16 protein-coding genes, 2 tRNA genes and 2 rRNA genes are annotated in these 22953 nt (G+C 61.2%); 6 read left to right on the top strand and 14 right to left on the bottom strand.

Annotated elements, in window-relative coordinates; all coding sequences use genetic code 11:
* Positions 1-68: 68 nt before the first annotated feature.
* The 4 genes from NGK62_RS00705 to NGK62_RS00720 all read right to left on the bottom strand — a co-directional run bounded on the left by NGK62_RS00705 (position 69) and on the right by NGK62_RS00720 (position 5078).
* A 23S ribosomal RNA gene (locus tag NGK62_RS00705) occupies positions 69-2951 on the bottom strand.
* 287 nt (positions 2952-3238) lie between these two features.
* A tRNA-Ala gene (locus tag NGK62_RS00710) sits at positions 3239-3314 on the bottom strand.
* Between the two features lie 23 nt (positions 3315-3337).
* Positions 3338-3414, bottom strand: a tRNA-Ile gene (locus NGK62_RS00715).
* Positions 3415-3547: 133 nt separating this feature from the next.
* Positions 3548-5078 (bottom strand): 16S ribosomal RNA (locus tag NGK62_RS00720).
* The 16S and 23S rRNA genes sit together here with 2 tRNA genes alongside, the layout of an rRNA operon.
* A gap of 832 nt (positions 5079-5910) precedes the next feature.
* Here NGK62_RS00720 and rng point away from each other — a divergent pair.
* Positions 5911-7374: a ribonuclease G gene (gene rng / locus NGK62_RS00725; protein WP_118932264.1), complete on the top strand. Its 1464-nt coding sequence runs from the start codon at positions 5911-5913 to the stop codon at positions 7372-7374.
* 2 nt (positions 7375-7376) lie between these two features.
* Here rng and NGK62_RS00730 read toward each other — a convergent pair whose 3' ends face one another.
* From NGK62_RS00730 to NGK62_RS00745, 4 genes are read right to left on the bottom strand one after another with little or no spacing between them, the layout of a single operon-like run.
* The gene (locus NGK62_RS00730; RefSeq protein WP_059380406.1) at positions 7377-8210 is read right to left on the bottom strand and encodes an NAD-dependent epimerase/dehydratase family protein; all 834 of its coding nucleotides are present in this window, start codon (positions 8208-8210) and stop codon (positions 7377-7379) included.
* A gap of 58 nt (positions 8211-8268) precedes the next feature.
* Positions 8269-9261, bottom strand: coding sequence for a TRAP transporter substrate-binding protein (locus NGK62_RS00735; RefSeq protein WP_059380407.1), 993 nt, complete (start codon positions 9259-9261; stop codon positions 8269-8271).
* A 56-nt stretch (positions 9262-9317) separates the two neighbouring features.
* On the bottom strand, positions 9318-10589 hold the full coding sequence (locus tag NGK62_RS00740; RefSeq protein WP_118932257.1) for a TRAP transporter large permease: 1272 nt from the start codon (positions 10587-10589) through the stop codon (positions 9318-9320).
* Positions 10586-11125, bottom strand: coding sequence for a TRAP transporter small permease (locus NGK62_RS00745; protein WP_251877101.1), 540 nt, complete (start codon positions 11123-11125; stop codon positions 10586-10588). Before NGK62_RS00745 ends, NGK62_RS00740 begins: the two co-directional genes overlap by 4 nt.
* A gap of 219 nt (positions 11126-11344) precedes the next feature.
* On the opposite strand from NGK62_RS00745, the gene NGK62_RS00750 reads away from it, so the two are divergent.
* A complete protein-coding gene (locus NGK62_RS00750; RefSeq protein ID WP_251877103.1) occupies positions 11345-12238 on the top strand; it encodes a LysR family transcriptional regulator in 894 nt (297 codons plus the stop codon).
* 193 nt (positions 12239-12431) lie between these two features.
* Positions 12432-13133 (top strand): DUF3053 domain-containing protein, encoded by a 702-nt coding sequence (locus NGK62_RS00755; protein WP_013392682.1) that lies wholly within the window; start codon positions 12432-12434, stop codon positions 13131-13133.
* Between the two features lie 67 nt (positions 13134-13200).
* On the opposite strand, the gene NGK62_RS00760 is transcribed toward NGK62_RS00755, so the two are convergent.
* The 4 genes from NGK62_RS00760 to msbA all read right to left on the bottom strand — a co-directional run bounded on the left by NGK62_RS00760 (position 13201) and on the right by msbA (position 18909).
* A complete protein-coding gene (locus tag NGK62_RS00760; protein ID WP_165867816.1) occupies positions 13201-14673 on the bottom strand; it encodes a GGDEF domain-containing protein in 1473 nt (490 codons plus the stop codon).
* A gap of 131 nt (positions 14674-14804) precedes the next feature.
* A complete protein-coding gene (locus NGK62_RS32335; protein WP_262422092.1) occupies positions 14805-14933 on the bottom strand; it encodes a hypothetical protein in 129 nt (42 codons plus the stop codon).
* 223 nt (positions 14934-15156) lie between these two features.
* A complete protein-coding gene (locus NGK62_RS00765; protein WP_118932252.1) occupies positions 15157-16962 on the bottom strand; it encodes a monovalent cation:proton antiporter-2 (CPA2) family protein in 1806 nt (601 codons plus the stop codon).
* Positions 16963-17133: 171 nt separating this feature from the next.
* The gene (gene msbA, locus NGK62_RS00770; protein WP_059380411.1) at positions 17134-18909 is read right to left on the bottom strand and encodes a lipid A export permease/ATP-binding protein MsbA; all 1776 of its coding nucleotides are present in this window, start codon (positions 18907-18909) and stop codon (positions 17134-17136) included.
* A 107-nt stretch (positions 18910-19016) separates the two neighbouring features.
* Here msbA and NGK62_RS00775 point away from each other — a divergent pair, with 107 nt between their 5' ends.
* Genes NGK62_RS00775 through NGK62_RS00785 form a run of 3 tightly spaced genes read left to right on the top strand, consistent with a single transcriptional unit; the run spans position 19017 to position 21051 of the window.
* Positions 19017-19985: a glycosyltransferase family 9 protein gene (locus NGK62_RS00775; RefSeq protein ID WP_118932251.1), complete on the top strand. Its 969-nt coding sequence runs from the start codon at positions 19017-19019 to the stop codon at positions 19983-19985.
* Between the two features lie 20 nt (positions 19986-20005).
* Positions 20006-20770 (top strand): YdcF family protein, encoded by a 765-nt coding sequence (locus tag NGK62_RS00780; protein WP_059380413.1) that lies wholly within the window; start codon positions 20006-20008, stop codon positions 20768-20770.
* Positions 20761-21051, top strand: a complete 291-nt coding sequence (locus tag NGK62_RS00785) for a YkgJ family cysteine cluster protein (protein ID WP_059380414.1) — start codon at positions 20761-20763, stop codon at positions 21049-21051. The genes NGK62_RS00780 and NGK62_RS00785 overlap by 10 nt, the downstream gene beginning before the upstream one ends.
* 30 nt (positions 21052-21081) lie before the next feature.
* Here the strand turns inward: NGK62_RS00785 and NGK62_RS00790 are convergent, their stop codons facing one another.
* Together NGK62_RS00790 and NGK62_RS00795 are read right to left on the bottom strand one after the other, a co-directional pair.
* Positions 21082-22230, bottom strand: coding sequence for a glycosyltransferase family 4 protein (locus tag NGK62_RS00790; RefSeq protein ID WP_251877105.1), 1149 nt, complete (start codon positions 22228-22230; stop codon positions 21082-21084).
* Positions 22205-22930 (bottom strand): polysaccharide deacetylase family protein, encoded by a 726-nt coding sequence (locus NGK62_RS00795; protein ID WP_251877107.1) that lies wholly within the window; start codon positions 22928-22930, stop codon positions 22205-22207. The genes NGK62_RS00790 and NGK62_RS00795 overlap by 26 nt, the downstream gene beginning before the upstream one ends.
* Positions 22931-22953 lie beyond the last annotated feature (23 nt).

The raw sequence follows: 22953 nt of genomic DNA on the forward strand, positions 1-22953 counted from the left end.
CGCAGCCAGATTTTGTATTGAACGACACTTGGAACGCTACATCACCAGGTCATAACCATCAGTGTTATAGGATCAAGCCTCACGGGCAATTAGTATCGGTTAGCTTAACGCATTACTGCGCTTCCACACCCGACCTATCAACGTCCTGGTCTCGAACGACCCTTCAGGGGGATCAAGTCCCCGGGATACCTTATCTTCAGACGAGTTTCCCGCTTAGATGCCTTCAGCGGTTATCTCTTCCGTACTTAGCTACCCGGCAATGCCATTGGCATGACAACCGGTACACCAGAGGTACGTCCACTCCGGTCCTCTCGTACTAGGAGCAGGCTCCGTCAAGTATCCAACGCCCACGGCAGATAGGGACCAAACTGTCTCACGACGTTTTAAACCCAGCTCACGTACCTCTTTAAATGGCGAACAGCCATACCCTTGGGACCGGCTACAGCACCAGGATGAGATGAGCCGACATCGAGGTGCCAAACACCGCCGTCGATATGAACTCTTGGGCGGTATCAGCCTGTTATCCCCAGAGTACCTTTTATCCGTTGAGCGATGGCCCTTCCATTCAGAACCACCGGATCACTATGTCCTGCTTTCGCACCTGTTCGACTTGTCAGTCTCACAGTCAAGCACGCTTATGCCATTGCACTATCAGCACGATTTCCGACCGTACCTAGCGTACCTTCGAACTCCTCCGTTACACTTTGGGAGGAGACCGCCCCAGTCAAACTGCCCACCATGCACTGTCCCCGATCCGGATAACGGACCAAGGTTAGAACCGCAAACAAACCAGGGTGGTATTTCAAGGATGGCTCCACGTAATCTAGCGACTACGCTTCAAAGCCTCCCACCTATCCTACACAGGCCGGTTCACAGATCAATGCAAAGCTACAGTAAAGGTTCATGGGGTCTTTCCGTCTAGCCGCGGGTAGATTGCATCATCACAAACACTTCAACTTCGCTGAGTCTCAGGAGGAGACAGTGTGGCCATCGTTACGCCATTCGTGCAGGTCGGAACTTACCCGACAAGGAATTTCGCTACCTTAGGACCGTTATAGTTACGGCCGCCGTTTACCGGGGCTTCGATCAAGAGCTTGCACCCCATCACTTAACCTTCCGGCACCGGGCAGGCGTCACACCCTATACGTCGACTTTCGTCTTTGCAGAGTGCTGTGTTTTTAATAAACAGTCGCAGCCACCGATTCTCTGCGACCCCATCATGCTAAGCGCGCAGGCGCTTCACACTACCGGGGTATACCTTCTCCCGAAGTTACGGTATCAATTTGCCGAGTTCCTTCTCCTGAGTTCTCTCAAGCGCCTTGGAATATTCATCCCGTCCACCTGTGTCGGTTTGCGGTACGGTCTCGTACAGCTGAAGCTTAGAGGCTTTTCTTGGAACCACTTCCAATCACTTCGCAAGCAATGCTCGCTCGTGCCACACCCTTGATTTACGCGCCCGGATTTGCCTAAGCGCCATCTTCGATGCAGCAACAGGGACATCCAACACCCTGATGATCTTCCGCGATCCGTCCCCCCATCGCACTGTACGACGGTACTGGAATATTAACCAGTTTCCCATCAGCTACGCATCTCTGCCTCGCCTTAGGGGCCGACTCACCCTGCGCCGATGAACGTTGCGCAGGAAACCTTGGACTTACGGCGAGGGGGCTTTTCACCCCCTTTATCGCTACTCATGTCAGCATTCGCACTTCTGATACCTCCAGCAGCCTTTACAAGCCACCTTCGCAGGCTTACAGAACGCTCTCCTACCGCGTGCACAAAGTGCACACCCGCAGCTTCGGTTTATCGCTTAGCCCCGTTACATCTTCCGCGCAGGACGACTCGATCAGTGAGCTATTACGCTTTCTTTAAAGGATGGCTGCTTCTAAGCCAACCTCCTGACTGTCTATGCCTTCCCACTTCGTTTCCCACTTAGCGATAATTTGGGACCTTAGCTGGCGGTCTGGGTTGTTTCCCTCTTGAGTCCGGACGTTAGCACCCGGTGCTCTGTCTCCCAAGCTGTACTTGCGGGTATTCGGAGTTTGCCATAGTTTGGTAAGTCGCCATGACCCCCTAGCTATAACAGTGCTCTACCCCCCGCAGTAATACTTGAGGCACTACCTAAATAGTTTTCGGAGAGAACCAGCTATTTCCAGATTTGTTTAGCCTTTCACCCCTATCCACAGCTCATCCCCTAATTTTTCAACATTAGTGGGTTCGGTCCTCCAGCACGTGTTACCGTGCCTTCAACCTGGCCATGGATAGATCATCTGGTTTCGGGTCTACACCCAGCGACTGAATCGCCCTATTCGGACTCGCTTTCGCTACGGCTTCCCTATTCGGTTAACCTTGCCACTGAATGTAAGTCGCTGACCCATTATACAAAAGGTACGCAGTCACCCCACAAGGAGGCTCCTACTGTTTGTATGCATACGGTTTCAGGATCTATTTCACTCCCCTTCCGGGGTTCTTTTCGCCTTTCCCTCACGGTACTGGTTCACTATCGGTCGATCACGAGTATTTAGCCTTGGAGGATGGTCCCCCCATCTTCAAACAGGATTTCACGTGTCCCGCCCTACTTTTCTTACGCTTAGTTCCACACACAAGATTTCGCCTACAGGGCTATCACCTGCTACGGCCGGACTTTCCATTCCGTTCGACTATCTTGCGTGCTAAAACGTAAAGGCTCTTCCGATTTCGCTCGCCACTACTTTCGGAATCTCGGTTGATTTCTTTTCCTCGAGCTACTGAGATGTTTCAGTTCACCCGGTTCGCTTCCACTGGCCTATGTATTCAGCCAGGGATACCGCATTGCTGCGGTGGGTTTCCCCATTCGGACATCTACGGATCAAAGCTTGTTTGCCAGCTCCCCGTAGCTTTTCGCAGGCTACTACGTCCTTCATCGCCTGTGATCGCCAAGGCATCCACCATATGCACTTAGTCGCTTGATCCTATAACGCTGTAGGCTATAGGACCTGAGTATTAGCGTTTGTGCCGTTCATAAGTTTCAAAGCAGTCTGAGGTTATTCACCCCAGTCTTGAGAACTTGGAACAAAATTAATGCAATCACAACCCGTACTTATCTTCATCGGCTTGCGCCGAGTACTTGATAAGTACATTTTCGTTGTGCTTCTTCCAGATTGTTAAAGAACGAATATAGCTGTCAGGTAAAACCTAACTCATAAGGCCGTTTCAACGACGCTATGAGTTAGCCTCTACATCACCAGGCACAAGTACTTGGTGGAGGTGAACGGGATCGAACCGATGACATCCTGCTTGCAAAGCAGGCGCTCTCCCAGCTGAGCTACACCCCCATATCCCGCATGCGCAGAATACTTGGTGGGTCTGGTTGGATTCGAACCAACGACCCCCGCCTTATCAAGACGGTGCTCTAACCGACTGAGCTACAGACCCAAAAACCTTTTCGGATCAGCAGTCAGGAAAGCTGTAGACCCAGGGAAGATTCCCTCGACCCAAGCCTGCAACTGATCCCAGCTATATCAAACAACCGATAAGAGTGGACGCTTAACACGAGCACTAAGCTCTGAAAGGAGGTGATCCAGCCGCACCTTCCGATACGGCTACCTTGTTACGACTTCACCCCAGTCATGAATCCTACCGTGGTAATCGCCCCCCTTACGGTTAGGCTAACTACTTCTGGTAAAACCCACTCCCATGGTGTGACGGGCGGTGTGTACAAGACCCGGGAACGTATTCACCGCGACATGCTGATCCGCGATTACTAGCGATTCCGACTTCACGCAGTCGAGTTGCAGACTGCGATCCGGACTACGATCGGGTTTCTGGGATTGGCTCCCCCTCGCGGGTTGGCGACCCTCTGTCCCGACCATTGTATGACGTGTGAAGCCCTACCCATAAGGGCCATGAGGACTTGACGTCATCCCCACCTTCCTCCGGTTTGTCACCGGCAGTCTCATTAGAGTGCCCTTTCGTAGCAACTAATGACAAGGGTTGCGCTCGTTGCGGGACTTAACCCAGCATCTCACGACACGAGCTGACGACAGCCATGCAGCACCTGTGTTCCGGTTCTCTTGCGAGCACTTCCAAATCTCTTCGGAATTCCAGACATGTCAAGGGTAGGTAAGGTTTTTCGCGTTGCATCGAATTAATCCACATCATCCACCGCTTGTGCGGGTCCCCGTCAATTCCTTTGAGTTTTAATCTTGCGACCGTACTCCCCAGGCGGTCAACTTCACGCGTTAGCTGCGCTACCAAGGCCCGAAGGCCCCAACAGCTAGTTGACATCGTTTAGGGCGTGGACTACCAGGGTATCTAATCCTGTATGCTCCCCTCGCTTTCGTGCATGAGCGTCAGTGTTATCCCAGGAGGCTGCCTTCGCCATCGGTGTTCCTCCGCATATCTACGCATTTCACTGCTACACGCGGAATTCCACCTCCCTCTGACACACTCTAGCCCGGTAGTTAAAAATGCAGTTCCAAAGTTAAGCTCTGGGATTTCACATCTTTCTTTCCGAACCGCCTGCGCACGCTTTACGCCCAGTAATTCCGATTAACGCTTGCACCCTACGTATTACCGCGGCTGCTGGCACGTAGTTAGCCGGTGCTTATTCTGCAGGTACCGTCAGTTTCACGGGGTATTAACCCATGACGTTTCTTTCCTGCCAAAAGTGCTTTACAACCCGAAGGCCTTCATCGCACACGCGGGATGGCTGGATCAGGGTTTCCCCCATTGTCCAAAATTCCCCACTGCTGCCTCCCGTAGGAGTCTGGGCCGTGTCTCAGTCCCAGTGTGGCTGGTCGTCCTCTCAAACCAGCTACGGATCGTCGCCTTGGTGAGCCGTTACCCCACCAACTAGCTAATCCGATATCGGCCGCTCCAATAGTGCAAGGTCTTGCGATCCCCTGCTTTCCCCCGTAGGGCGTATGCGGTATTAGCTACGCTTTCGCGTAGTTATCCCCCGCTACTGGGCACGTTCCGATACATTACTCACCCGTTCGCCACTCGCCACCAGACCGAAGTCCGTGCTGCCGTTCGACTTGCATGTGTAAGGCATCCCGCTAGCGTTCAATCTGAGCCAGGATCAAACTCTTCAGTTTAATCTCTGTATTTGTTTCGTATTTCTTAACCCCCGAAAGGGTCGAGTCATACGTCGCTACTCAAAGGAAGTGAGGTATGTTCTTAAACTTGACGTCTAAGGTACTTCACTTCTAGTGAGCACTTGATTTCATTGTGCTTGTGACCGAAGTCACATTGCACCCGCATCAAGCGCCCACACTTATCGGTTGTTTAATTGTTAAAGAGCGGTATTGCTAAATTCTGTACTACTTACTGCCTGCTCGCTTTGCTACGCCGCTTTCGCTGGCGCCGCGTTGTTTGCAGCAGAGAAACGAGATTATGAAGAAGTTTTTTTCGCTTGTCAAGTCAGCGTCACATACTGCGTTTCGCTTTCTTGCTTGCGACCTCTTCAGGCCTGTCTCTCTTAGCAGCTATCGAAATATCAGGGTTAACCCTAAGTTTTCGGCAACTGCCAAGCCCAAGACTATAACACGATTTTTGCAGATTGTGCAACTGGCTTTTGCCTAACTTGCTGCAATCCTTGCAATAACCGCGCGGCGTTCATTTCTGACTGCTTTGCGGCAGGCCTGGCTCGAATCTTCTTGCCCGACCTGTTGTGCTTGCTTGGCTTCGCGCTTCAGAACTGTCCGAACTGCGAAGGAGCGAGACTATAGCACAGTTTTTTCGCGTGGCGCAAAACGGCGAACCCGTGGACCTGTACCGCTGCCACCGCCGCCTCTCCCCTATATATAGTGGTGATTCCCGCGGTTGCCCCATATAGATAGTTGTCTCGTCCACCTTGCCCTACGTTTACTATTCGCCTGTACGCCGCACCTTACTGGAGACGAACACGCTATGCCCCCAGCCATCGCCCTGAGCGAAGATATCCTGATCAATGTCACCCCCTTCGAAACCCGCGTTGCGCTGGTGGAACAAGGTTCGGTACAGGAGCTGCACGTGGAACGCAGCATCCAGCGGGGCCATGTCGGTAATATTTATCTGGGGCGGGTGGTCCGCGTACTGCCGGGCATGCAGAGCGCCTTCATCGATATCGGACTGGAGCGCGCTGCTTTCATTCACATTGCCGACCTGCGCGAGAACCGCGGTGAAAGAAGCCAGGGACTGACTCCCACTCCGATCGAAAAGCTGTTATTCGAGGGACAGACCATCATGGTTCAGGTGGTCAAGGATCCCCTGGGCACCAAGGGCGCACGGCTTTCCACCCAGATCAGCATGGCCGGCCGGATGCTGGTTTACCTGCCCCACGATCCGCATATCGGCATTTCGCAGAAGATCGACGACGAATCCGAGCGCATCCAGCTGCGCGAACGCCTGCAGGCCTTGATGCCGGCAGAGGAAAAAGGCGGCTTCATCGTCCGCACACAGGCCGAAGGCGCCAATGACGAGGAATTGACTGCCGACCTGGAGTATCTGCGCAAACTGTGGAGCAGCGTCCAGGCGGCGGCTCGCACCCAGCCCGCCCCCGCCCTGCTGCACCAGGATCTGACCCTGGCGCAGCGCGTGCTGCGCGACATGGTGGGCCCGAACACCGGCACCATTCTTGTGGATTCCCGCACGACCAGCGCCGCGATGCTGGAATGGGCGCGCATCTATACGCCCTCGGTCGTGGGCCGCATCCAGCACTACAGCGGGGAGCGCCCCCTGTTCGACACCGCCAACGTGGACGATGAGATTGCCCGGGCGCTATCTCGACGGGTGGACCTGAAGTCGGGCGGCTATCTGATCATCGACCAGACCGAGGCGCTGACCACGGTCGACGTCAATACCGGCGGTTTCGTGGGCGGCCGCAATTTCGACGACACCATCTTCAAGACCAACCTGGAAGCGGCCCAGGCCATCGCGCGCCAGCTGCGGCTGCGCAACCTGGGCGGCATCGTCATCCTGGACTTCATCGACATGGAGGAACAGGAACACCGCGAAACGGTGCTGGCCGAACTGAAGAAGGCGCTGTCGCGCGACCGCACCCGCATGACCGTCAACGGCTTTACGCAGCTGGGCCTGGTGGAAATGACGCGCAAGCGCACCCGCGACTCGCTGGCGCATCAGTTGTGCGAGCCCTGCCCCATGTGCGAGGCGCGGGGCAACGTGCGCACGCCGCGCACCGTCTGCTATGAAATCCTGCGCGAAATCCTGCGCGAGGCGCGGCAATTCAATCCCAAGGAATTCCGCATCCTCGCCTCGCAAGAGGTGGTCGACCTGTTCCTCGAAGAAGAAAGCCAGCATCTGGCGATGCTGGGCGACTTCGTGGGCAAGCGCATTTCGCTGGAAGTGGAAGGCGCGTACTCTCAAGAACAGTACGACATCATCCTGGTCTGATTTCAGGAAATCCTGTCCGTGGTTCCGACGAATTCCAAGGGGCAATAAAAGCCCCCATGGAACTGGGCGGCGATGGGATCCTCGGGGATGTTCTGAGCCAGGATTTCCGGGGCGAACACCTCGGAATCGTCCTGCGGCGCATAGCCCAGGAATTTCGCGTTGGAATTGTCCCAGCGGTTGCGCAGGTTGTTCGACACCCCGTAGACCACCGTGAAATGGTAGGACGCGTGTTCGACGCAGCGCGCCGCCAGTTGCGCCATGTCGCGGTGGCTGATCCAGGTCAACAGCTGGCGGGCCTCGCTCGGGCGGTCGGGCGTACGGAACGTCCCGATCCGCAGGCAGGCGACTGACATGCCGTACTTGTCGGCGTACATCCGGCCCAGGGCCTCGCCGAACACCTTCGAGACGCCATACAGCGAGTCGGGCCGGGGCTGCACGGTGTCATCGAGGAATTTTTCCCGGCGGTGATAGCCGATAGCGTGATTCGAGCTGGCAAAGACCACCCGGCGCACGTTCTGACGCCGGGCCGCCTCGAATACGTTGTAGCAACCCTCGATATTCATGGGCAGGATTTTTTCCCAAACATCGGCGCCGGGGATACCGGCCAGATGGATGACGCAGTCAATACCCTCCATGCAGCGCTCCAGGGACTCGATGTCCCGGACGTCCATCGCGCAGATTTCCTCGCCGGCCTGCGCCGGTTCCTGCGGCGCGATGTCCGCCAGGCGCAGCAAGGCGTAGCGGCCGCGCAGATGCGTGCGCAGGCAAAGGCCTATGTTTCCGGCCGCTCCGGTAATCAACACGCGCAGGTTTTCGGGTTGGTTGAAGGGTGTCATCAATCTGTCCAGTTTCTCTTGAATAGGAAAGCGCCGGGGCCGATGCCGTTTGCGCCGGTTACTGCTTCTGCTTGGCGGCGATCAGCGCGTCATAAAGCGCCTGGCCATTGGGCGCTTCGCCGACGAGCTTTTTCACGACCGGCCGCGTGGCCTGCACCATGGAATCGAGATTGCTGGGATAGACGATGGACACGCCCTTTTGCTCCATCGTTTTCATACCCTCGTCGTAGACCTTCTTGTAATAGTCGCGCGCATAGGCCATGGCCTCGTCCGCCGACTCCTTGATCATTTTCTGTTCCGCGGGCGAGAAGCGGTCCCAGCGGTCCTTGGACATGAGCAGCAGCGCTGGATGGATATTGACGTGCGTCATGTTGAAGTACTTGGAGACTTCGATGAATTTATCCGAGACGAACTGGTCCGGCGTCGTCTCGCCGCCATCGAGCACCTTCTGCTGCAGGGCCAGATACAGTTCCGAATAGGCCATGGGAGTGGCTTGCGCCCCCAGGGCCTTGTAGCTTTCGACATAGCCCGGCGACTGGATGACGCGGATCTTCATGCCTTTCAGGTCTTCGGCCGAATTGACGGGCCGGTTGCCGAAAACGTTGCGTTCGATCGCCGAAAACCAGCCCAGGCCAACCAGGCCGTACTTGGGCAGGACTTCCATGAATTTGTCGCCAGCCGGCCCGTTGAGGATCTGGTTGGCCTGGTCGACGCTGTCGAACAGGAACGGCGAGTCAAAGACCAGGAATTCCTTGACGATACCGTTCAGGGTCGGTTGACCCGTGATGACCAGGTCGGTGGCCCCGGCCACCGCGCCCTGGATCATGGTCAGTTCGCCGCCCAGCTGGGAGTGCGGAAACACGGAAATCGTGATTTTCCCGTTCGACTTCGCCTTCAGCACTTCGGCAAATTTCTGCGCGCCTACGTGAAACGGGCTGTCGGTCGTGAGCGTGTGCCCGACGTCCATGTTCAGCGCATGCGACGGCGTAGCAAACATGAGTGCGCTCAGGACGCCGGCGCCAAACATCTTCTTGAATAGCTTCACTTCCATCTCCTCGGTTTTCCAGCCGCCCAAAGGACGCTGTCCTCGGGCAGCCGATCTAGTTTTTATAAGAAAAAGGTACTAATGGCGGGCACGTAAGAAATAATCAGGACATCGAGCACCAGGACGGCGAGGAAAATGACCAGATACTTCGCCAACTGGTGCATTTTCAACTGGGCGACTTCGCACACCACGAACAGGTTCACGCCGACCGGAGGCGTCACCATGCCGACCGCCAGGTTGGTGATGACGATCATGCCGAAGTGGATGGGATCGATGCCGAAGGTGACGCTGATGGGCGCCAGGATGGGCACGATAATGAGGATCGCCGCCAGTGCCTCGATGAACATGCCGACCAGGAACAGCATGACGTTCACCAGCAGCAGGAACACGATCGGATTGGTCGTCACCGACCCGAGCATCGCAGCGACCTGCTGCGGCACCTGATTGATCGTCAGCAGGTAGGCGAACACGGCCGCGAACGCCACGATCAGCAGGATGATGGAGGACATCACCGCGGAGCGCGCGAAAATACCGAGCAGATCCTTGACCGTTATTTCCTTGTAGACGAACAGCCCAAGCGCGAGGCCGTACAACACGGCGATGCAGGAGGCTTCCGTCGCGGTAAACAACCCGCCGTAGATCCCGCCCAGGATGATGACCGGCATCATCAACGCCAGCGTCGCATCCTTCAGGGCGACCAGGACACCCTTGAGCCATCCGGTGAAGCTCACCGCGGTGACTGCGTCAAAGCCCTGGAAGCGGGCAACCAGGCAGACCGTAAGGATCAGCGACACGGTGATCAGCAGACCCGGCAGGATGCCCGCGAGAAATAGCGAGCCGACCGACACGTTCGCCGTCAGCGCATACACGATCATGGGGATCGAGGGCGGGATGATCGCCCCCAGCTCGCCGGAGGATGCGGCAATGGAAGCCGCGAACGACCTGGGGTAGCCCTTCTTTTCCATTTCCGGAATCAGCACGGAGCCGATCGCGGCGGTAGTTGCGGACGAGGAACCCGAAACCGTCGCAAACAGCAGCGAGGTCAGCACCGCGACCGCACCCAGCCCGCCGCGGATCCAGCCGACGAAGGCATTGGCCAGTTGCACCAGCCGGGCAGCGACACCGCCCGAGGACATCAGATGCCCGGCCAGGATGAAGAATGGCACGGCCATCAGGCTGAACGAATCGAGCGACTGAAACGCCATCTGCGCCACGATCAGCAGCGAGCGGTCGCCCGCCTGCAGGGCAAACGCGGCGGACATGCCCAAGGCGGTGACGATGGGCGCGCCGATTATCAGGATCGCCGTAAACGATAAGAACAGAACCGGGATCACAGCGCCCCTCCTTCACTATTTTGCATGGCGGCGGCGGCTCTTTCCGTCTCTCCGACCGGCTGCGATGCTTCGACACTCATCAATTCCTTGATGACATGCGCGAAGGTATTCAGGCTCATCAGCACACAACCGATGAACATGAACACATAGATGTACGCCATGGGCATTTCCATCGCGGGCGACGTCTGCCTCATGCCAAGCTCGATCAATCTGATCGACTTCCAGGCCAGCAGCACGGCCAGCATCAAGGTCAGGATATGGGCGACAACGCGCAGCCAGCGCGCGACCGACTCAGGCACCATGCCGATGAAGGCATCGACGCCGATCAGGCGCAGGCGGTAGGTGGCGACCGCGCCGCCAATGAAGACGCTGCCGACCATCATGAAACGGCCCAATTCTTCCGCCCAGGGCGTGGAAAATGGAATGCCGGTATAGGTGTAAAGCAGCCGTACAAATACAGAAATTGAAATCGCCAGGACCATTCCTATAAGAAACAGTCCGGCGCACTTTTCAGCCGCGGCATTTATCGAATCCATTATTCGCTGCAGCGTTTGAAGCCTCTGGTGTGAGGCACAATACCCGGCCATGCTGAGCCCTCCCTCTTTGTCTCATTTATTTATTCGCCGCCTTTTTGAGCCAGGCGTTCGATAGGAAATATACTCAGCGGCATGCGATTCGTAAAATTCAAATAACGGAACATTCTTTTCAAAAAAAACGATCGCAGCGCCCTCGCGTCTTGATTCGGAGTTTCGATAATGTTGAGTGATCTCAAGCAGTTACGCGCTTTCCTCACGATCGCGCGTTTAGGCAACTTCACCAGGACGGCTCACGAACTGAATATTTCGCAGTCGGCGCTGACCATACAGATCCAGCAGCTCGAGTCCCATCTGCGCACGCGGCTGTTCGACCGCAACCACCGTAGCGTCAGCCTGACGCCGCGGGGCCAGGAGCTCTATCCGCGGATCGAAAAACTGGTGGCTGAAATCGAAGACCTGGTGACCCAGGCCCGCGACACCAGCGACCGGGAACGCGGCACGGTGACCGTTGCCGTGCTGCCCTCCCTGGCCGCCGGCCTCTTGCCGCAGGCGATCCATAGGCTGAACCGCGACTACCCGCGGATCACCGTCTGCGTGCGGGACACCGTGGCCTCCCGCGTCAACGACATGACTCGCAGCGGCGAGGTCGATTTTGGTATCGGCAGTCCGATCAAGCGCGATCAGGAGCTGGTCTGGGAGCAACTGGTGACCGACCGCTTTTGCGCCTACATGGCGCATGACTATCCCTGGGCCGCGCCGGACACCGTGACGCTCAAGGATCTGGCCGAGCATCCGTTGATATTGCCGGTGCGGGAAAGCAGCATCCGCACGCATATCGAGGCGGCGGCCGACAAATTGAAAATCTCGCTGCCGGCGGCCTATGAGGTCGTCTACAACTCGACCGTGCTGGCGATGGCGGGGCAAGGATTGGGCGTCGCCATTCTTTCTGAATTGGCTGCCCGCGAAGGCGATACCAACCGCCTGCGTTGCGTTTCCATCAGCAGTCCGCCGTTATATCGGCACATCGGCATCCTGCGGCGCGCGGGCCGCTCGCTGTCGCGGTCGGCGGAACTGCTGACCGCGGCATTGCGGGAAATCGCCGTCCAGGAATAACTGGAACACGCGCGCACGCGTAACAGGTAGCGGGCGCGACTTCACTTCATTATGTGTGGATTTTGTGTCTTAAAGATTCGATTGCAAACAATTCTGAAAGCGATGGCGGCAAGGAAGGCGACCCGATAAGCTGCGGGCGCCTTCAGGGTATACCCTGAAAATTTCTTTCTTTCGCTTTTAGGAGTTCGATGCGATGAAGTCCCTATTCCGTCCGTTCCTCGTCTTGGCCGCAGCGCTGCCGTTGATGCTGGCCGCTTGCGGCAACAAGGAACCCGAACAGCGTGCCGCGTTCACGCAGTTCCTGCAGACCCGCATCGTCGACAAGCCCGGCGTGCGCGTCCCGCAGTTGACGGATGAAGAGAAGAAGTCCTTCGGCGACTACGCTGCGCAATATGCGGTGATCACCGACTTCAATGCGGGCATGGATGCTTCGGTGAAGCCCTTGTCGGGCATCATGCAGAAAGGCTCCATGCGTTCGCTGAACGATATCGTGACGCGTCGCGACGACCTCAAGACCGTGCAAGCCTCGCTCAATGAAATGGGCGCGGCACTGAAGGAACAGCAGGCCAAGGCCGACGCCGCGCGCGCTCAGCTCAAGCAGCCGGAAGACCTGAAGGCGGTGTACGACAAGGCCTACGAGAAGACCGTGAGCCTGCCGGCCGACACCTTCCGCGACGTGCTGCCGCAGCTGAACGCAACCTTCGACAGCAGCCTGAAGATCGCCGACTACGTTGCCGCGCATGCCGCGCAGATCGACATTTCCGGTCCCATCGTCAAGGTACAGGATCCGGCCGTGCAAGCCGAGCTGAACAAGCTGCTGCAGGACCTGAACGCGCAAGCCAAGAACGTGCAACAGGCGCAAACGCGCATGCAGGCCGTCATGGTCGGCCGCTAAGCCACGCAGGATCGAAAAAGCCCCGCCGCGCGATGAGCGCGGCGGGGCTTTTTCATTCAGCGCCGGATCAAGACCCGGCCATTGCCACGCGATTGCGGCCTGACTCCTTGGCCTGGTAGACGGCCTCGTCGGCCGCCTCCACCAGGCCGGCGACCGTATCGTCGCCCTGCGGCACAGCGGTCGCGACCCCGACGCTGATGGTGACGATGCCGGCGGCGGCGTCCGCGTGCGGCACCTTCAGGCCGGCAACCGCCCGCCGGATGCTCTCCGCGATCTCCGCGGCGCGCTGGCGGCTGGTATTGGGCAGCAGCACGACGAATTCCTCGCCGCCATAGCGCGCCGCCAGGTCGCGTGGACGCCGGGCCTTTTTCTTGAGGACGCGCGCCAGCGTCGCCAGCAGTTGGTCTCCCTGCTGGTGGCCGTAGCGATCGTTGTAGCGCTTGAAATGGTCGGCATCCAGGAACAGCAGCGATAGCGGCACGCGCTCGCGGCGCGCATTCTGCCATTCGCGCTCCAGCGTTTCGTCGAACGCGCGCCGGTTGGCCAGGCCGGTGAGCCCGTCCGTGCGCGCCTGTATCGCCAGCTGCGTCTCGACCGCCTTGCGCAGGATCATCTCGCGCCTGAACAGCACGATCAGCGCCACGACCGACAGCAGCAGCGCCGTAGTGACCAGGATGATGAAGAGCGCGCGGCGGTCCCAGGGCTCCATCAGCTCGTCCACGTCCATGGCCACGTCGATGATGAGCGGCGTGTCCTCGATGCTGGCGAAGGTGTAGTAGCGGTTCACGCCGTCTGGAGACAGCGCGCCGACGAACGAGCCTTCGCGGCGGATCAGGAATTGCTGGAAATCCAGCGCCATGCCGATGTCGCTGCCCAGGTCGTTCAGGGAATATGGGGCGCGCAACAACACCAGGCCATCGTTGCGGAAGACGCTTATTTCGTCGCGCTCGCCGATCGACAGCGCGGCAAAGCGGTCGCGGAAATAGGCCAGGCGCAGCGAACCGCCCACCACGCCGGCGAAGCTGCCGTCCGGATTGGACAGGCGCCGGCTGATGGCGATGCTCTCGTCGCCGCCGCGCAGGCGGCTGCGGTAGGGTTTGCTGACATACATGCCGACGTCGTCGGCATCGCGATGCACCTGGAAGAAATCCCGGTCGGCGAAGCTCACATCCGGCGCATCCAGATCCCCGGAGTGGTAACGGATATTGCCGTCCTTATCCAGCACCACGACGGCGCCCAGGTATTCGGCGGTGGATGGCCGGTCGAACAGGAAGCGGTGCTGGGTTTCAGGCGCCAGCTGAGCCAGGCCCGGTTCGCGCAGGCGTTCGGCCATGCCCTGCAGCGACAGGTCGTAGACATGCAGGGTGCGGCTGATGTCCGCGGACAGCACGCCGGTGATGTTGCGCGCCGAAGCGTGGGCGGCGTCCCAGGTGGCGCGGCGGTCGATCCAGAGCAGCGCGACCGCGGCCGCGCAGATGCCGATTGCGACGAGCACCGCCAACGCATACAGGGCGCGTTGCACAAACCCGCGAGACTTCAATACGGCGCTCCTACGCCGGGGACGTCCGGGGGACGCGGATCATTCCGGCAGAGATTTACGCCGCAGATGATGCCGCCGCCGGACAAGCCGCGCAAGATCCGCCCCTAAAAAACCCCAGCGCCGCAGCTTCCTCAGGTCGCCGCGACCGCCGCGATGCGGAAGGGAAAGGCCTTGGCGCCCTTGGCCCTGTCGGTTTCGCGGTGCGCGCCGATCGACCATGCCGGGCCGGTTCCGCCCGTGTGCGACACCAATTGGCGCATGGAGCCCGCCGAAAATCCGCATCGCAAGGCCCGGGCCTGCCGCCGGGCCAGTTCTACTCCAACAGCGTGCGGTGTCGTGGAAATCCGATCCGATTGCAGCATGGCAGCCCCCTGGCAAATGCTCGTCATGGATGACGAGTCAGTGCGGATAAATCTACCTCAGCCACCAGCGCCTGCGCGTGAAATGATGCGAAAAGTAATGCAACGATCAGGAAATAGTCTATTACACCGACGGGCTGGGCGCGGCGCTCTCGGCTTCCCGGTCGGGCTGGTCGTTGCGGCCGTCCGGGGCGCTGGTCATATTGCCGTAAAGCAGCGAGCGGCCGGCGAACAGCCCGCCGGCCACCTCCAGGTCGAAACGCTCGGTGTCGCGCCTGCGCACATCCTGCACCACCTCGGCGGCTTCATCGGGTGGCACGCCGATCACGCGCAGCGCGGCCTCGCCAAAGGCCAGCGCCGATTCCAGGGTTTCGCGCACCTGGTAGTCGACCCCTTCCTTGGCCAGCGCCAACGAATGGATACGGTCGTATGCGCGCACCACCACCCGTATCAGCGGGAATTCGGCCTTGATCAGCTTGACCATGTGGTTGACCGCCTTGGGGTCGTCGATGCAGATCAGGATGGCGCAGGCATTTTCCGCGCCGGCGGTGCGCAGCATGTCGATGCGCGTGCCGTCGCCGTAATAGACCTTGACGCCCCATTTGGCCGCTGCCCGGATCGCGTCGGTGTCGGTATCCAGGATGGAGACCGTCAGGTCGCGAGCCAGCATCGCCTGGGTCACGATCTGGCCAAAACGCCCGAAGCCCACGATGAGGGCGCAGCCCTCCAGATCCTTGGCCACATCCACGTCTTCCATCGAAGGCTGCGGTTTGGGCAGAAGCCAGCGCAACGCCAGCACGCACAGCGGCGTGAGCGCCATGGAAATGATAACGACCGCAGTCAGCACGGCGCCGGTGTGGGCATCGAAGATGCCGGCGGCGGCTGCCGCCCCGTACAGCACGAAAGCGAATTCACCGCCCTGCGCCAGCAGGGCCGCGCGGGTCATGGCCTCGGCGTGGGTCGCGCGCAGCACCCGCGCCACCACGTACACGCCCACCGATTTCACCAGCATGAACACCGCCACCGCGGCCAGGATCAGCGGCCATTCGCGGGCCACCGCCGACAGGTCCAGCGACATGCCCACGCCCAGGAAGAACAGGCCCAGCAATATGCCGCGGAACGGCTCGACTTCGGCCTCCAGCTGATGGCGGAAGGTGGATTCGGACAGCAGCACGCCTGCCAGGAAGGCGCCCATCGCCATCGACAGGCCGCCCAATTCCATCAGCAGCGCCGCGCCCAACACCACCAGCAAGGCGGCTGCCGTCATGACCTCGCGCGCATGCGCGGCGGCCAGCAGGCGAAACAGCGGGTTGAGCAGCCAGCGGCCGGCGGCCAGCAATGCCAGGATGCACGCCACCGCGATGGCCGACTGTATCCACGGATCGCCATGGCTGGAATTGCCAGCCGGCGCCAGCAGGGTCGCCAGGGCCAGCAGCGGCACGATGGCCAGGTCTTCCAGCAGCAGGATCGAGACGATGCGCTGGCCCTGCGCGCTGGCAGTGTCGCCGCGTTCGCCCAGTATCTGCATGACGATGGCGGTGGACGACAGCACGAAACCCATCGCGGCCATGAAAGCCGCCGGCCCCGACAGCCCCGCCAGCAGGCCGACCACCGTCAGCAGGCCGCCGCAGGCCAGCACCTGTGCGACGCCCAGGCCGAAGATCTCGCCGCGCAGCTTCCACAGCCGGGAGGGCTGCATTTCCAGGCCGATGATGAACAGGAACATCACCACGCCCAGTTCGGCCACGTGCAGGATGGATTTGGGATCGGAGAACAGGCCCAGGCCGAAGGGGCCGATCACCAGGCCGGCGGCCAGGTATCCCAGGACGGATCCCAACCCCAGGCGCTTGAACAGGGGAACCGCGACGACCGCAGCCCCCAGCAGGACGACGACATTGACTAGCTGATTGCCTTCGGCAGGCAGGGACATGGGGCGCTCCAGATGCACGGCGGACCAAAGCGCCTCGGGGCGCCGCCCCGCCCGCAGCGGACGGGGGCCGGGCCTGCCGGCAGGCCCGGCTCCATTTTCCGGCAATCCGGACGCTTGGCAATCCGGAAATGCGACAGGAACGAACAACCGCCAGGCCAGGCGGCTGGCCGATCAGTCGTCGCGGAATTGCATCTTGTAGAGCGAGGCGTACAGGCCGTTGGCGGCCAGCAGCTCGGCGTGCGGGCCTTGCTCGACGATCTTGCCGGCATCCAGCACGATGATGCGGTCGGCATTCTGCACGGTGGACAGGCGGTGGGCGATGACCAGCGTGGTCCGGCCCTTCATCAGGCGCTCCAGCGAGGCCTGGACCTGGCGCTCGGATTCGTTATCGAGCGCGGAAGTGGCTTCGTCCAGGATCAGGATGGGCGCGTTCTTGATCAGCGCGCGGGCGATCGCCAGGCGCTGGCGCTGGCCGCCGGACAGGCGGGCGGCGTTCTCGCCCACCGGCGTATTGAGTCCCTGCGGCAAACCTTCGACGAATTCCAGCAGATTGGCGGCCGCCAGCGCATCGCGCACCTTCTGCTCGCTCGACTTGCCCAACGCGCCGTAGCCGACGTTGGCTGCGATGGTGTCGTCGAACAGCACCACGTCCTGGCTCACCAGCGACAGATGCGAGCGCAGGCTGCGCAGCGTCAGCTCGTCGATCGGCGTGTCGTCCACCAGGATGGAACCGCTATCGGCCAGCACAAAGCGCGGCAGCATGTTGACCAGGGTGGTCTTGCCGCTGCCCGAACGTCCTACCAGGGCCACGGTCTGGCCGGGCTCCACAGTGAAGGAAATGCCGTTGACGGTATCGCGGTCGGCATCGGGGAAACGATGGGAGACGCTGCGGAATTCGACCTTGCCGCGCACGGGCTCGGCCAGTTCCTTGGTGCCGGTATCCTTTTCGGGTACCTGGTCGATCAGCGTGAACACGCTTTCGGCCGACACCAGCATCTTCTGCATGCGGGCGGCGACGTTGGTCAGGCGCTTGATGGGGTCGAAAATCTGAGCCAGCGCCGCCATGAAGGAGGCGAAGCTGCCCACGGTCAGGGCGCCGTGGTTGGCCTGGCTGAGCGCCACGGCGATGACCGCGCCAACCGAGATGGAAATGCAGACCTGGGTCAGCGGCGTCAGGGCGGCATCGGCCGTGGCCGTGCGCATGGCGAAGCGGCGCAGGCGGCGGCTGACGAAATCGAAGCGGCCGCGTTCGACTTCATAGCCGTCGAACAGCTTGATGACGCGCTGGCCGTCGATGCCTTCGCCGACCACGCGGGTCAGCTCGGCGTTCATGTTGACGGTTTCGCGGTTGATGCGGCGCAGGCGCTTGATAAAGAAGCGCGAGATCAGCACCGACACCGGCAGCATGATCAGGATGATCAGCGTCAGCACCCAGGACATGTACAGCAGCACGCAGATCAGCGCGACGACGACCAGGGTTTCGCGCACCAGCACCGTGATAACGTCGGTGGCGTAGCCCGTAACGTTGCCGGCATCGATGGTGAAGCGGTTGAGCAGGCGGCCGGTATCGCCCTGCTTGAAGTCGGCGTCGGGCAGGCCCAGGAGGCGCTCGAACATATCCTTGCGCATGCCCAGCAGCACGTTGTTGGCCACCCAGGCCAGCAGGTAATCGCTGAAGAAGTTGCAGATGCCGCGCAGCAGGATCAGGCCAACCACTGCCAGCGGCAGCGCCCAGACGTAATACGGCTTGGCGCCCGAAAAGCCGCCGTCCAGCAAGGGCTTCATGATGACTGCCAGGACGGGCTGCGTGGCGGCCGCGCCGGCCATCAGCAGGACGGCAAGCAACAATCCCTTCCAGTAGGAGCCCACGCGGCTGTAGATCCGACTCCAGAGTTCGGCTTTGACGGGTTGGGAACTCGCGGGCGCGTTGCGTGCGGCAGAATTCAAAGGAATCACTCGCTTTTATACAATTGTGGCCAGAATTGTACCGGCTGCGCGACAAGTCGCCGCCCGGGCCATGTCCCCTTCAGCCTTAACGCGCCCAGCGCCCTTCCATGTCCGATATCAGCTGCCTGTACGTCCGCTTGCCCAATTGGGTGGGCGATGTTTGCATGAGCCTGCCCAGCCTGCGCGCCCTGCACGCCAGCGGCCTGCCCCTGGTGATCTGCGCCCGCCCCTGGGCCCGCGACCTGCTGGACGGCGTGGCCAAGCAGGATTTCATCCCCATGCGCGGCAAGGTCGGACCGGACCGGGCAGCGGTCAGCGCCCACCGCCGCAGCCTGGGCGCCCAGGGGCGCCGCGCCCGCGGACTGCTGCTGCCGGACTCGCTGTCCAGCGCGCTGGTGTTCCGGCTGGCGGGACTGCCCTCGGCCGGCTATCGCGACGACGGCCGCAGCTTCCTATTGCGCTGGCCCGTTGCCAAACCCGGCGACTCGCTGCACGCGGTCCAGTCCTGGCATCACCTTACCCGCGAGGCCCTGACCCGCTGGGGCCTGCCCAGCGGCCCGGCCGAACCCGGTCCGACCCTGGACCTGCCGCTGACGTCCGCCCACCAGAGCGCCGCCGATCTGGCGCTGGAAGCCGCCGGGCTGGCAGGCCAGCGTTTCGTGCTGATCGCGCCCACGGCCACGGGTCTGCACAAGGGCAAGATCAAGGTCTGGCCGGGATTCGATACACTTACCAGGGCCTTGCAGGCCCGCGGTCATACCGTGGTAATGTGCCCTCCTCCGGCCGAAACCGAGGAAGCGCGGCGCAATGCCCCTACGGCGATGCTGCTGCCTCCCCTGTCCCTGGGCGCATTTGCAGCGTTGACGGCACGGGCGGCGCTGGTGATTTGTAACGATTCTGGTGTCTCGCACGTCGCCGCAGCCGCCAACGCCAGCGAACTGACGCTGTTCGGCGTCACGCGTCCGGGACGCACCGGTCCGTGGTCGCCGCGCGCCGTCTGCGTAGGCTCGGAGCATGCATGGCCGTCTGGCGAAGAGGTTGAACAGCAAGCCAACCTTCTGCTGGACGAGACGTAGTAATCAGGATTTTTTTCAAGATGCCCTTGTCCAGCTATCTCACAAATCTGATCATTCCTTACAACTTGAGCCTGACCCTGGTTGCCGTCGGACTGGTGCTGGGTCTGTTCCGGCTCCGCAAGACCGGCGGTTCGCTCATCGTCGCCGGCCTTTTGTGGTCGCTGGCCTGGTCTCTGCCCGCGACGTCGATCTGGGCCGGCGGCGCGCTGGAACACCGCTATCCGCATCTGCCGCCAGCGCAATCCCCGACCGCCGACGCCATCGTGGTGCTGGGCGGCAACACCGCCAACGGGCGCGCCAACTGGTTCCTGCCGTATGACAAGGAAACCGCCGTGGTCCGGATCGACACGGCAGCGCAACTTTATCTGGCCGGACGCGCGCCCAAGGTGCTGCTGTCGGGCGGCGCGCTGGAAGGCGACGTCAGCGAAGCCCGCGGCATGGCGCACGCCATCCGCCAGCAGGGCGTGCCAGACACGGCGCTCATCCTGGAAAACTCCAGCCGCACCACGTATGAAAACGCGGCCTTGACCGAGGATCAGCTCAAGGCGCGCGGCATCGGCAAGGTGCTGCTGGTGACTTCCGCGTTGCATATGCCGCGTGCGATGGCGGCCTTTTCCAAGCAGGGCGTGGAGGCGATCGCCGCCCCCGCGCCGCCGCAGATCGTGGAACCCGCCGATGGCTCCGTGCCCCTGTGGCTCCCGAATCAGCGCGCCTATGACGCCAGCCGCTCCATTCTCAAGGAATACGCGGGCCTGTTCATCTACTGGCTGCGCGGATGGGTCTGAACCTGCAGGCGCCCGCCGCGCTGGAATGCCGGCCCGGCTGCGGCGCCTGTTGCATCGCGCCGTCGATCACCCGGCCGATACCCGGCATGCCGCAAGGCAAACCCGCCGGCGTGCCCTGTATCCAGCTGCTGCCTGACATGCGCTGCGCGATTTTCGGCCAGCCGTCGCGCCCGGATTTCTGTGGCGGGCTGCAGCCTCAGGCCGAGATGTGCGGCGCCGACCGCGAACATGCGATCCGCTGGCTGGGCGAACTGGAACGGGCGACGGCGCCCGGCCATTGACGCCACGCCGCAACGCCGCCTGGACCTGCCTCAGCGGCGTTCTTGCAGCACCTGGTCGTACAGCGCCTCGTAGCGCGCCGCCACCGTTTCCCAGCTTTGCTCACGCGCGATCTCAAGACCCCGTTCGGCCAGGGCCGCCCGCAACGCGGGTTCGGAGCCCAACCGCTCCAGCGCCTGCGCCAGTTGGGCGCCGTCGCGCGGATCCTGCAGGATGAGCGCGTCCTTGCCCGCCGCCAGGTATTGCGCGAAGCCGCAGTAAGCGGGCGAACTCACCACGACCGGCAGTCCGTGCGACATGGCTTCCAGCGGCGCCATGCCGTAGCTGTCGTTCAGCGTCGGATGCGCGTAGATGTCGGCGGCGCTGAAGTAGCGGGCGACGTCGGGCGTGGGGTCGATCAGCGTGACGCGGCTGGCGATGGCGCCCGCCGCGCGCACGCGTTCACGAGTCGGCTCGTCCGCGCCCACGACCAACAGCCGGTATTGCGGCGGCAATTGCGCCAGCGCATCCAATAGCGCCGGCAATCCCTTGCGCAAGGGATTGCGAGCGACCAGCAGGCAGCCGATGGTGTCGGCGTCCCACCCCAGGCTGGCGCGCGTGGCCTCGCGGCCTTCCATTTGCGCCGCGGTCGGCAGCTTGACCCCGGGCGCGATGATGTCCACCGGCAGCTGCGGACCGTAGCTGCGGTGCAGCTGGTCCATGATGAGGCCGGACACCGCCACCACGCGTCGCGCGGGCGCCGGGCGCACGCGCAGCTTTTCCAGCAGCAGATACGTGGCCAGGCGCGGGCTGAGCCAGGCCGTCAGGCGTTGCAGCGGCTTGACGCGGGTCAGCCGGTTGTAGCGCACCGGCGTCACGTGCATGACCTGGATCTCGCCCGCCCAGCCGTTCATGTGCGAATGCACGATGTCGTAGCGGCCGCGGGTCAGGCGGTCGGCGCGCCAGGCGAAATACAGCACGCGCATCCAGCTGGGTAGCCAGCCGGGAAAGCGCACGGGCAAGAAGGGGAACGGCAGATCGCTGTCGAAATCGCGCGCCACCACGGAGACGTCGTGGCGCTGCCCCAGCACCCGCATCAACTCCACGCCATAAGCTTCAGCGCCGCCGAAACGATTGCCGAAGCGATCGACCAGCAGCGCGATGCGCAGGCGCCGCTCAAGCGCGCCGGCGGGAGTCTTCATACCGGGTCAGGCACTTCTGCAGGAAACGGATGATGTTGGTGGAACGCGACACCGTCACCCGCGGCAGTCCGAAGGGATCGTCGGAGGCCGCCGCCAAGCCGCGCTGGGTCAGCGTGGCGTTGTCGTAGCCAGCCTCGCGCGCCATGACCCGATGCTCCGGGCCGTGGTCGCCATAGGGATAGCAGAAGGCCGTGACCGGCGCGCCCAGCGCCTGCTCCAGTTCGTCCTTGGATTGGACGATCTGGCGGCGGGCTTCGTCGGGCGTCATTTCCGGCAGATGAACGTGGTCCAGCGTGTGCGAGCCGACCTCGTTGCCAGCCCGCGCCCATTCCCGCATCTCGTTCACGGTCATCAGGGCCGAGAAGGGTATGCCTTTTTCCAGGTCCCACACATTGCCGCCATCGAACTGGTGCGCCACGAAATAGTTGGTGGCGGTGAAGCCCAGTTCGCTCAGCACCGGCATGGCGTTATGGTGCACATTGCGGTAGCCGTCGTCGAACGTGAGACCGAACACCTTGCCCTGGCGCTCTCCGCGCACATAGGGCATGACGTCGCGCATGGACAAGCCGCGATAGCCCAGCCTGCGCATCCAGCGCATCTGCCGGGCAAAGCTGTCGGGGTGCACCGTCAGCCCGCGGAACGGCGTGCCCTTGGGATTGGGCTCGCCGATCTGGTGGTACATGAGTATGGGGATAGACATAGGGACAGATTATAAAGCCCGGC

Origin of the sequence: Achromobacter sp. Marseille-Q4954, assembly GCF_943737025.1 — a bacterium.
Lineage (GTDB): Bacteria > Pseudomonadota > Gammaproteobacteria > Burkholderiales > Burkholderiaceae_B > Achromobacter > Achromobacter bronchisepticus_A.